Origin of the sequence: Serratia sp. (in: enterobacteria), assembly GCF_046715635.1 — a bacterium.
In the GTDB taxonomy this organism is placed as follows: Bacteria; Pseudomonadota; Gammaproteobacteria; order Enterobacterales; family Enterobacteriaceae; genus Chania.
Map to the genome: position 1 here is coordinate 1 of NZ_JBKJYW010000411.1, position 10,696 is coordinate 10,696.

The 10,696-nt window shown below is 55.9% G+C and carries 9 protein-coding genes and 1 pseudogene; 5 read left to right on the forward strand and 5 right to left on the reverse strand.

Translation table 11 applies throughout. From position 1 onward, the window contains the following. Nucleotides 1-64 precede the first annotated feature (64 nt). The 4 genes from lolD to cobB are packed head-to-tail and all read left to right on the forward strand — an operon-like array spanning nt 65 to nt 3,835. Complete coding sequence (lolD, locus tag ACLQ7H_RS21180; RefSeq protein WP_024485237.1) at nt 65-769, forward strand: lipoprotein-releasing ABC transporter ATP-binding protein LolD; 705 nt, start codon at nt 65-67, stop codon at nt 767-769. Continuing rightward, complete coding sequence (lolE, locus tag ACLQ7H_RS21185) at nt 769-2,016, forward strand: lipoprotein-releasing ABC transporter permease subunit LolE (RefSeq protein WP_411754363.1); 1,248 nt, start codon at nt 769-771, stop codon at nt 2,014-2,016. The genes lolD and lolE overlap by 1 nt, the downstream gene beginning before the upstream one ends. 52 nt (nt 2,017-2,068) lie before the next feature. Beyond that, on the forward strand, nt 2,069-2,986 hold the full coding sequence (nagK, locus tag ACLQ7H_RS21190; protein ID WP_411754364.1) for an N-acetylglucosamine kinase: 918 nt from the start codon (nt 2,069-2,071) through the stop codon (nt 2,984-2,986). A gap of 9 nt (nt 2,987-2,995) precedes the next feature. Then, nucleotides 2,996-3,835, forward strand: a complete 840-nt coding sequence (gene cobB / locus ACLQ7H_RS21195; RefSeq protein WP_411754365.1) for a Sir2 family NAD+-dependent deacetylase — start codon at nt 2,996-2,998, stop codon at nt 3,833-3,835. A 330-nt stretch (nt 3,836-4,165) separates the two neighbouring features. On the opposite strand, the gene potD is transcribed toward cobB, so the two are convergent. From potD to potA, 4 genes and pseudogenes are all read right to left on the reverse strand, one after another. Next, nucleotides 4,166-5,212, reverse strand: coding sequence for a spermidine/putrescine ABC transporter substrate-binding protein PotD (potD, locus tag ACLQ7H_RS21200; protein ID WP_411754366.1), 1,047 nt, complete (start codon nt 5,210-5,212; stop codon nt 4,166-4,168). 118 nt (nt 5,213-5,330) lie between these two features. After that, entirely contained in the window at nt 5,331-6,107 is a 777-nt protein-coding gene (gene potC / locus ACLQ7H_RS21205; protein WP_021804693.1) for a spermidine/putrescine ABC transporter permease PotC, read from the reverse strand. Beyond that, a pseudogene (potB, locus tag ACLQ7H_RS21210) lies at nt 6,104-6,963 on the reverse strand (spermidine/putrescine ABC transporter permease PotB). The gene potC and the pseudogene potB overlap by 4 nt, the downstream one beginning before the upstream one ends. Next, on the reverse strand, nt 6,947-8,053 hold the full coding sequence (gene potA / locus ACLQ7H_RS21215) for a spermidine/putrescine ABC transporter ATP-binding protein PotA (RefSeq protein ID WP_411754367.1): 1,107 nt from the start codon (nt 8,051-8,053) through the stop codon (nt 6,947-6,949). Before potA ends, potB begins: the two are co-directional and overlap by 17 nt. A 333-nt stretch (nt 8,054-8,386) precedes the next feature. On the opposite strand from potA, the gene pepT reads away from it, so the two are divergent. Continuing rightward, nucleotides 8,387-9,619 carry a peptidase T gene (pepT, locus tag ACLQ7H_RS21220; protein ID WP_411754368.1) on the forward strand — a complete coding sequence of 411 codons (1,233 nt, stop codon included), beginning with the start codon at nt 8,387-8,389 and terminating at the stop codon, nt 9,617-9,619. Nucleotides 9,620-9,668: 49 nt separating this feature from the next. Here the strand turns inward: pepT and ACLQ7H_RS21225 are convergent. Continuing rightward, nucleotides 9,669-10,696 (reverse strand): JmjC domain-containing protein (locus ACLQ7H_RS21225; protein WP_411754369.1); only part of this gene is annotated, 1,028 nt, incomplete at its 5' end.

Here is a 10,696-nt window from a genome sequence, read left to right on the forward strand (position 1 = left end):
CTGTTATCCACGCTTTACCCTTCATGGCGCGCTGCCGCCGTACAACCCGCTGAGGCTTTACGTTATGAGTAACCATCCTTTATTGCAGTGTGAGCGCCTGTGTAAAACCTATCAGGAAGGCAACCTGCATACCGACGTGCTGCGCAATGTCAGTTTTGCCATGCAACCGGGCGAGATGATGGCGATCGTCGGCAGCTCGGGTTCCGGTAAAAGTACTTTGCTGCACCTGCTGGGGGGGCTGGATTCGCCTACCTCGGGCGAGGTGATCTACAAAGGGCAGTCGTTGAACAAGCTTTCTTCCACTGCCAAAGCTGAACTGCGCAACCGCCAGCTCGGCTTTATCTATCAGTTCCATCATCTGTTGCCAGACTTCACCGCGCTGGAGAACGCCGCGATGCCGCTGCTGATTGGCGGCATGAAACCGGCGCTGGCGAAGGAAAAGGCGCTGGAGATGCTGGCGGCTGTGGGCTTGGAAAAACGTAGCAAACATCGCCCGTCCGAGCTTTCCGGTGGTGAACGTCAGCGCGTGGCGATTGCCCGTGCGTTGGTGAATAACCCTTCGTTGGTGTTGGCGGATGAGCCTACCGGCAACCTGGATAAGCGCACCGCAGACAGCATCTTCGATTTGCTGGGCGAATTGAACGTACGCCAGGGCACCGCATTTTTGGTGGTCACCCACGATCTGCAACTCGCTAAACGCCTGAGCCGCCAGTTGGAAATGGCAGACGGCCATCTACAGGCGCAACTGACCCTGATGGGGGCCGAGTAATGAGCGCTTCGCCACTTTCATTGCTGATGGCGCTGCGTTTTAGCCGTGGCCGGCGGCGCGGCGGCATGGTTTCGTTGATCTCGGTGATCTCCACCATCGGTATCGCGCTGGGCGTGGCGGTGCTGATCGTCGGGTTGAGCGCAATGAACGGCTTCGAACGTGAACTGCAGAACCGTATTCTGGCGGTGGTGCCGCACGGCGAGATCGAACCGGTCAAGCAACCGTTCACCGGCTGGCCAGAGATCTTGCAACGGGTCGAAAAGGTACCGGGTATTTTGGCTGCGGCGCCCTATATCAACTTTACCGGGCTGATGGAAAATGGTGCTCAGCTACGCGCCGTGCAGGTAAAAGGGGTCGATCCTGCGCAGGAGAGCCAGCTTAGCGCGTTGCCAAAATATGTACAGGGTGATACCTGGGCCAATTTTAAAAGCGGTGAACAGCAGGTGATCCTGGGTAAGGGCGTGGCCGAAGCGCTGGGCGTGAAGCAGGGTTCTTACGTTACGGTGATGATCCCCAATAGCGATCCTGAGATGAAACTGTTGCAGCCGAAGCGTATTCGCCTGCATGTTACCGGCATTTTGCAACTTAGCGGCCAGCTCGATCACAGCCTGGCTATGGTGCCGTTGGCGGATGCCCAGCACTATCTGGATATGAGTGACAGTGTCACAGGCATTGCCATCAAGGTCAACGACGTGTTCGCCGCCAACAAGCTGGTGCGTGACGCCGGGCAAGTCGCCGATGCCACCGTCTATATCAAGAGTTGGATTGGCACCTATGGCTTTATGTATCGCGACATTCAGATGATCCGCGCCATCATGTATCTGGCGATGGTGCTGGTGATCGGCGTGGCCTGTTTCAACATCGTTTCCACTCTGGTGATGGCGGTGAAGGACAAGAGCGGCGACATTGCCGTGCTGCGTACGCTGGGGGCCAAAGACGGCTTTATCCGCGCCATCTTTGTCTGGTATGGCCTGCTGGCCGGGCTGGTGGGTAGCCTTAGCGGCGTAGTGGTTGGCGTGATCGCCTCGCTACAGTTGACCAATATCATCAAGGGCATCGAAAAGCTGATGGGCCACTCTTTCCTGTCTGGCGACATCTACTTTATCGATTTCCTGCCGTCTGAGCTGCACTGGCTCGATGTGGCGATCGTACTGGCTACGGCAATCGTGCTTAGCCTGCTGGCCAGTTGGTATCCGGCCAGACGTGCCAGCCGCATCGATCCGGCCCGCGTATTGAGTGGGCAGTAATAAAAACCTGGGGCCAGTAGCGGGCCCCATTTTTTTACCCTGAGGGCGAGATATGTACTACGGTTTCGACATGGGCGGCACCAAGATTGAACTTGGGGTGTTCGACGCCAATCTGCAACGTATCTGGCAAAAGCGGGTGCCAACGCCGCGTGACGACTACCGGCAACTGCTGGCGGTATTACGCGATCTCACCCATGAGGCCTATGCCGTTTGTGGTACGCCAGGTCGGGTGGGCATCGGCATTCCCGGGTTGCCAAACGAAGATGGTACCTTGTTTACCGCCAACGTCCCGGCCGCGATGGGGCAGCCGTTGCCGCGCGATCTGAGCGCGCTGATTGGCCGTGAGGTCAAGGTCGATAACGACGCCAACTGCTTCACGCTTTCGGAAGCTTGGGACGAAGAGTTTCGCCATTACCCGACGGTGCTGGGCATCATCCTGGGCACCGGAGTGGGTGGTGGTTTGATCGTTAATGGTAAAGTGGTCTCTGGGCGTAACTTTATCACTGGAGAGTTTGGCCACTTCCGCTTGCCGGTGGATGCGCTGGAGGTGCTCGGGCGTGATATTCCTCGCGTTGCCTGTGGCTGTGGCCATGACGGTTGCATTGAGAATTACATCTCGGGCCGCGGATTTGAGTGGATGTACGCGCATTTTTATCAACAACGGTTGCCAGCGCAGCAAATCATTGCGCATTATCAGGCCGGTGAACCACTGGCCATAGCACACGTAGAACGTTTTCTGGATGTCCTGGCCATTTGCCTGGGCAACCTGCTGACCATCATCGACCCCCACCTGGTGGTGATTGGCGGCGGCTTATCGAATTTTGCCGCAATTTATCAGGCGTTGCCCCAGCGTTTGCCCGCCCATTTGTTACGGGTAGCCAAACTGCCACGCATCGAGAAGGCACGCTATGGCGATGCTGGCGGTGTTCGTGGGGCAGCGTTCCTCAATTTGGTGGAAAGTCATAAATAAGGAGAGTTCATGCACACTCGCCATCGGTTGTGTCAGTTTCGCAAGAGTAAGCATGTGCGGCATCAGCGTTTTCGCTCGCGGATATTCCAACGCGATACCATGGCGGCGGCAGAGCTGAAAAAGCCGTTTGTCGTGGTGCTGACGGGGGCCGGGATCTCTGCCGAGTCCGGCATCCGTACATTCCGCGCTGCCGATGGGCTGTGGGAAGAGCACAAGGTGGAAGATGTCGCCACCCTGGACGGTTATCAGCGCGATCCTGCTTTGGTGCAGGAGTTTTATAATGCGCGCCGTCGTCAGCTGCAGCAGTCAGATATCGCCCCTAACGCGGCCCACCGTGCGCTGGCCGATTTGGAAGAGTGGCTGGGGGAGGAGAACTTCCTGCTGGTCACACAGAATATCGACAACCTGCACGAACGGGCCGGTAGCAAGCAGGTGCTGCATATGCACGGTGAACTGCTGAAAGTGCGCTGCACCAGTTCTGGGCAGGTGGTGGAATGGTTGGGCGATCTGAGCGTGGATGAACGTTGCCACTGCTGCCAGTTCCCTGCGCCTCTGCGGCCCCACGTGGTGTGGTTTGGTGAAATGCCGTTGGGGATGGATGAGATTTACGCCGCGTTGGCCACGGCCGATTTCTTTATCGCGATTGGCACCTCTGGCAATGTTTACCCGGCGGCAGGTTTTGTTCACGAGGCGCGGTTGGGCGGGGCTTATACCATGGAACTGAACCTGGAGCCGAGCCTGGTGGAAAGCCAGTTCGAAGAGAAGCATTACGGCCCGGCCAGCGAAGTGGTGCCACGCTTTGTGCACAAATTCCTGATGGGCAAGGTCGAGCGGGCGGATAAGCCGTAGCAGGAAGTTGGGGCAGATTGGTAGCTTTAGTGTTGCCCCTCACCCTAACCCTCTCCCACAGGGAGAGGGGACCGATCGAGTTCGTTGATTGCTTTGCGTAATACGTTGTCTTTCTTGTTCTTATTCCCTACTTTCCGCAGTTGCACGGGCTAATTATACGCTCTGGAAAGCTCCCAAAGGGGACCGAGGACCGAACGAGTGGGTTTGAAAATTCGGTGACGCACTTTGGATGAGTGAGCGATCGAGTTTGCTGAGATTATCTCCTTGCTAGCAAATGAGCAGGGACTATCAGCTCCCTCTCCCTGTGGGAGAGGGTTGGGGTGAGGGGGATCAGCGCCCAGCTTTTAGCTGCTGGAAGTAGGTCTCATACAGCGTACTGGCGTCACCCACATCGTTTTGCCACTCACCGTTCTCAATCACCGCATTATCTGGATACAGCGATTTGTCGTTGGCGATCTCTTTCGGCAACAGCTTTCTCGCGGCCAGGTTGGGGGTAGGGTAACCGATGGTTTCCGCCACCTGCACCGCGATCTCTGGGCGTAGCAGGAAGTCGATCAGCTTCAACGCTCCCTCGACGTTCTTGGCGTTAGCCGGAATGGCCAGGCTATCCATCCAGAAGATCCCGCCTTCTTTCGGCCAGACGATCTCCAGTGGGGTACCGGCCTGGCGCGCGACATAGGCCGAACCGTTCCACACCATGCCCAGATCGACTTCACCTTCCATATACGGATTACCCGGATTATCGGAGTTGAACGCCAGCACGTTTGGCATCAGCTTCTTCAGCTCGTTATAGGCAGCCTCGATTTGTTTAGGATCGGTGGTATTGCCCGAATAACCCAGCTTGCGCAGCGCGACCTGGAACACTTCGCGTGCATCATCGGTAAGCAGCACGCGGCCTTTGTATTCCGGTTTCCACAGGTCGGCCCAGGCGGTTACGGTGTTGGCATCGATGGCATCCGTATTGACGCCAATGGCGGTTGCGCCCCAGATATAGGGAATGGAGTAATCGTTGTTGGGATCGAACGGCTTGTGCAACAGGTTGGGATCGAGATCGTTAAAGTGGCTGAGTTTGCTTTTGTCGATCTTTTGCAGCATCCCTTCCTTGCTCATCTTGGCGATGAAATAGGTGGAAGGGACGACCAGATCGTACGCGCCGTCCCGGTAGGTTTTCAGCTTGGCGTACATGCTTTCATTGGATTCATAGGTGGAGTAAATCACCTTGATACCGGTTTCTTTGGTGAACTGTTCCAGCAGCCCCGGCGGGACATACTCGGTCCAGTTGTAGAAATAGAGCGTTTTGCCGTCGTCCGCGGCGTTTGCCGAGCCAAGGCTCAGTGCCATCATCCCGGCTGCGAGCAGATGTGACCACTTTTTCATGGTGCGGATCCTATAGCAGTGCGTGTTTTTACAGTATAGCGTGATGCGCCATACCCCAGAGAGCGGCCATTATAAGTGGCGTACCCAGTGGGGTAAAGACGCTTATCCCGTTGGCAAATCAGTGTTTTTGCCGATCGCGCAACAGCAGTTGGCTGGTCAGCACCAGCGCAAGCGATAACACCAGCAGAATGGTTGCCAAGGCGTTGACCTCAGGAGAGACGCCAACCTTGACCATCGAATAGATCTTCAGTGGCAAAATCTCGTAGCTTGGCCCGGTCACGAATGAAGAAACCACGACATCATCCATCGACAGCGTGAAGCTTAGCAGCCAACTGGCGGCGACGGCAGGCATCGCCAACGGCAGGATGATTTTGCGCAGGATCACCATTTCGCTGGCACCCAGATCGCGTGCGGCCTCCAGCATCTTGACGTCAAAGCCCTTCAGGCGTGCATAGACGGTGACCACCACAAAGGGCAGGCAGAAGGTGATATGCGAAAATAACAGCGACCAGAAGCCCAATGAGACCCCCAGCAGCATAAACAGCACCAGCAGCGAGATGGCCATGACGATATCCGGCGACATCATCACCACAAACAGCATACCGCCGACGAAGGGTTTACCGCGAAAACGGTAGCGATATAATGCCACCGCCGCCAATGAGCCAATCATGGTCGCAAAGCTGGCGGACAGCACCGCCATGGTCAGTGAATGCCCGGCAGCCTGCAACAGGCTGTCGTTGTTCATCAACATGCTGTACCAGTGGGTAGTAAAGCCCCGCCAGTTGATGCCAAAGCGTGAGGTGTTGAACGAATTAACGATCAGGATCACGATGGGAATATAGAGATAGGCGTAAATCAGGCTCATAAAGCCACCGCGCAACAGGCGTCCGATCATTCCAGCTCCCCCTTTTTGTTCAGCAGCTTGGCGGCCCGGTAATAGATCCACAGCATCAGCCCCATCACCAGCGTCAGGCAAATGCTGGTGGCCGCACCAAACGGCCAGTCACGGATATTCAGGAACTGGCTCTTGATGACGTTACCGATCAGCAGGTTTTTGGCTCCGCCCATCAGGTCGGCCACATAGAACAGCCCCATGGCAGGCAGCAGCACCAACAGGCAACCGGCGATAATGCCTGGCATGGTCAGTGGAATGATGATGCGGATAAAGGTCTGCAGCTTGCTGGCCCCGAGATCGCGGGCCGCTTCCAGGCAGGATTATCCAGCTTTTCCAGGCTGGAGTAGAGCGGCATCACCATAAACGGCAGCAAGATGTAGACCAGCCCCAGCACCACTGCACCAGAGGTATACATAATGCGTAACGGCGTATCGATGATCCCGGCCCACAGCAGGAATTCGTTCAGATAGCCGCGGGTGCTGAGAAACAGTTTCAGGCCATAGATACGGATCAGCGAGTTGGTCCAGAAGGGCACAATCAGCAGGAACAGTAACAGCGGTCGCACCCTTTGCGGCAGGCGGGCCAGAATAAAGGCGAAGGGATAACCCAGCAGCAGGCAGCACAAGGTGGCGATCGCCGCCATGTTCAGCGAGTGCAGCATCACCTGGCCATACAGGGGATCAAACAGCCGGGTGTAATTATCCAGAGTGAACACCATCTGCACCAGATTGGCGTCGTCACGGGTCAGGAAGCTGGTGCCAATGATCATCAGGTTCGGCAGAAAAACAAACAGCACCAGCCAGCCTACGGTGCCGCTGATCACCAGGTTTTGCAGCAAATTACGCGATTTCTTCATCGGCCAGCACTACCTCCCAGCTTGCAACCCAGGTTATCGCCATCTTCTGGTTTAACGAGTGGTCAAAGTCAGGATCGTCTTCATTGAAAAACTCGCTGACCATCACCATCTTACCGTTTTCCAGTTCAACTACCGACTCTAGCGTCATGCCTTTATAGTTGCGTTCGCGCACGTAGCCGATCAGGCCATCTATCTGCTCGCTGTCGTTCACCTCTTCGACGCGCAAATCTTCCGGGCGTAGCAGAACCTTCAGGGATTGCCCAGGCTCGACCGCCAGATCGGCGTAGATATCACACTCACGGCCTTCCACACGGGCGCGCACCCGCTGTGGGTCGATGCGATGAAGTACCACCGCATCAAAGATATTGATCTCACCTATAAAGCTGGCGACAAACAGGTTCTTGGGTTCTTCGTAGATTTCCCGTGGAGTACCGTCCTGTTCGATTCGCCCATCGCGCATCACCACAATCCGATCGGACATGGTCAGCGCCTCTTCCTGATCGTGCGTGACGAACACAAAGGTGATGCCCAATTGGCGCTGTAGCGCCTTCAACTCGTTCTGCATCTGCTTGCGCAGCTTGTAGTCCAGTGCCGAAAGCGACTCGTCGAGCAGTAACAGTTTAGGTTTATTCACCACCGCCCGGGCAATCGCGACCCGTTGCTGTTGCCCACCAGACAGCTGATGCGGGCGGCGCTGAGCGAACTTGTCCAATTGCACCATGCGCAGGGCTTCCTCCACGCGCGGCGTTAGCTCCGCTTCTGGGATTTTCTGCATGCGCAGGCCAAAGGCGACATTTTCAAACACGGTCATGTGGGGGAACAGGGCATAGCTTTGAAACACGGTATTAACGTGCCGATGCTCGGCCGGAATGGCGGTGATATCTTGCCCGTCGAGCACGATCTGCCCGTGGTCGGCATTTTCCAACCCGGCAATCAATCGCAGCACGGTAGTTTTCCCGCAGCCGGAAGGGCCAAGCAGGGTCAGGAATTCACCATCGTTAATCTCAAGGTTGAGATCGCTGATGATCTCTTTGCCGTCAAAGCTTTTACTCAGGGCGTTCAGTGTAACCAGAGAGGATTGTTCAGTCATTTTAGTGTCTCTATCCCGTACGGTGGTGCAGATAGAACCGCCGCTGGAAAAGACTGCGCGAGCTTACGGGAGTGACCCGTCAGGTACTGAAGCTCAAAGCCAGCGGCGCCGATCAAAAATTAAAGAGCGCGCATGATAGACGCTGAATCGGGTAATTGAAAGCCAAAACGCCCATAAGTCATGCCGATTGGCCGAAATTAGCCTTGGTAGTCACCCCATTAAATCATCACTTGCTTTAATGATTTGCGTTAAATCTGATTATTAATGACCTGACTCAATATTTGATCCGGATCGGTTCCGCATAATGAAACGCGAAATTCTGAGGGCGGAACCATGGATAAACTACTAGATCGCTTTTTTAACTACGTCTCATTTGACACACAGGCTAAAGCGAACGTCAAACATGTGCCGAGTACCGAAGGGCAACTGAAGCTGGCGCGTGCGTTGCAACAGGAAATGATTGGGCTGGGGTTTGAACGGGTATCGCTTAGCGAACATGGTTGCGTGATGGGTACGCTGCCTGGCAATGTGAGCTGGCCAGTACCGGCCATTGGCTTTATTTCTCACCTTGATACCTCACCCGATTTTTCGGGTAAGCATGTGACACCGCAGGTAGTGGAACACTATCGCGGCGGTGACATTGCCTTAGGGATCGGTGATGAGGTGTTATCGCCAGTGATGTTCCCGATCTTGCACCAGATGCTGGGGCAAACGCTGATCACCACCGACGGTAAAACGCTGTTGGGGGCCGATGATAAAGCCGGGATTGCCGAGATCCTGACCGCGATGGTGCGGTTAAAGCAGCAAAAAATTCCTCACGGCGATATCCGCGTGGCGTTTACGCCGGATGAAGAAGTGGGCAAGGGAGCGCATTTCTTTGACGTTGCCGCGTTTGATGCCGAGTGGGCTTACACCGTTGATGGTGGTGGAGTAGGCGAACTGGAGTGTGAAAACTTCAATGCGGCGGCGGTGACGGTAAAAATCGTCGGTAATAACGTACACCCAGGCAGTGCCAAAGGGGTGATGGTGAACGCACTGTCGCTGGCAACCCGGTTCCAACAGGAGCTACCGGCCGAGGAAACACCGGAGCACACCGAGGGGTATCAGGGCTTTTACCATCTCAACAGCATCAAGGGGAACGTCGAACGCGCCGAGATGCACTATATTTTGCGGGATTTTGAACGTGAAGGTTTCGAAGCGCGTAAGCGCAAGATGATCGAAGTCGCGCAGAAGGTTGGCCGTGGGTTACCACGGGATTGCTATATTGAAGTGGCGATCGAGGATAATTACTACAACATGCGTGAGCAGGTGGCCGAACATCCTCATGTGATCGAGCTGGCCCAGCAGGCGATGCGGGACTGCGATATTGAGCCGGTGATGAAGCCGATCCGCGGTGGCACCGATGGCGCACAGCTGTCCTTCAAGGGGCTGCCTTGTCCAAACCTGTTTACCGGCGGCTATAACTTCCATGGCAAGCATGAGTTTATTACGCTGGAAGGGATGGAGCAGGCGGTGGCGGTAATTATGCGCATTGCCACTCTGAGCGCCAAGCGCGCTAAACGGTAGTTTTTTGCGTTAACAGAATGAGTGAGGGGCGGCCCCTCACTCACTATGATTAGTCGTTAAAATACCAGTAACCGCTGTTAATCAACGCCGTCAGCAAGGCCAGGAACGACGGATCGTCCACCGCGTCTCCCAGCAAGGCGGCATCAACGCTGGCGTGCTGGCACAGCGCATCGGCGGCTTGCAGATGCTCGGTGTCGATTAGCTCACCATTGACAAAGCATTGGTCGCCAACGCGCAGCACGCGTAACCCACCCAAACGTTGTAATGGCTCACCCTGTTGCAGCAGCTCATAGATTTCACCGGCCTGATAAGGCGGCTCTGGCGGCGCGATGTCCAGCTCGTGGCGCGACTGTGAAATAAACTCGCCAAACCAGTTCTGGAAGTGCTCCGGTTGCTGCACCAGCTCCAGGATCATCCCACGCAGCGCATCAACCTCATGGGGGAGAACCCTCGCCGGGTGATCGCGTAGCACGATATCCGGATCGGTATAACGCTTGCTGCCCAATTCGCGGGCCAGCACGTAGTCGGCATAACCACTCACCATCTCGCGGCCATTCGGTGCGCGGAAACCGACGGAATAGTTGAGCGAATTTTCCAGCGAGTAGCCTTCATGCGGGAATCCTGGTGGGATATACAGAATATCGCCAGGCTCCATCTCTTCGTCAATGATGGCGTCAAACGGCTCTACCTGTAACAGGTCAGGGTGCGGGCAGTGCTGCTTCATCGGCACTTTTTCGCCCACGCGCCAACGGCGGCGGCCAGTACCCTGGATGATGAACACGTCGTATTGATCGAGATGTGGGCCAACGCCGCCGCCCGGTACCGAGAACGAAATCATCAGATCGTCCATGCGCCAGTCCGGCAGCTTACGGAACGGTTGCATCAGGGCACTGGAAGGCTGATGCCAGTGATCAACGGCCTGCACCAGCAATGACCAGTTGTTCTCGCCCAGATGGTCGAAGCTTTCGAACGGGCCGTGGCCAACCTGCCAGCGACCTTCCTGATGGCTCACCAGGCGGCTGTCCACCTCGTTCTCCATGGCCAACCCGGCCAGCTCATCCGGGGAAATCGGATCGA

What these genes read in the sequence shown, in the direction of transcription:
- potC (WP_021804693.1), bottom strand. Translation starts at nt 6,107, where the DNA reads ATGATCGGACGCCTGTTGCGCGGTGGCTTTATGAGCCTGATTTACGCC.
- potA (WP_411754367.1), bottom strand. Translation starts at nt 8,053, where the DNA reads ATGACTGAACAATCCTCTCTGGTTACACTGAACGCCCTGAGTAAAAGC.
- cobB (WP_411754365.1), top strand. Translation starts at nt 2,996, where the DNA reads ATGCACACTCGCCATCGGTTGTGTCAGTTTCGCAAGAGTAAGCATGTG.
- nagK (WP_411754364.1), top strand. Translation starts at nt 2,069, where the DNA reads ATGTACTACGGTTTCGACATGGGCGGCACCAAGATTGAACTTGGGGTG.
- lolD (WP_024485237.1), top strand. Translation starts at nt 65, where the DNA reads ATGAGTAACCATCCTTTATTGCAGTGTGAGCGCCTGTGTAAAACCTAT.
- potD (WP_411754366.1), bottom strand. Translation starts at nt 5,212, where the DNA reads ATGAAAAAGTGGTCACATCTGCTCGCAGCCGGGATGATGGCACTGAGC.
- pepT (WP_411754368.1), top strand. Translation starts at nt 8,387, where the DNA reads ATGGATAAACTACTAGATCGCTTTTTTAACTACGTCTCATTTGACACA.
- lolE (WP_411754363.1), top strand. Translation starts at nt 769, where the DNA reads ATGAGCGCTTCGCCACTTTCATTGCTGATGGCGCTGCGTTTTAGCCGT.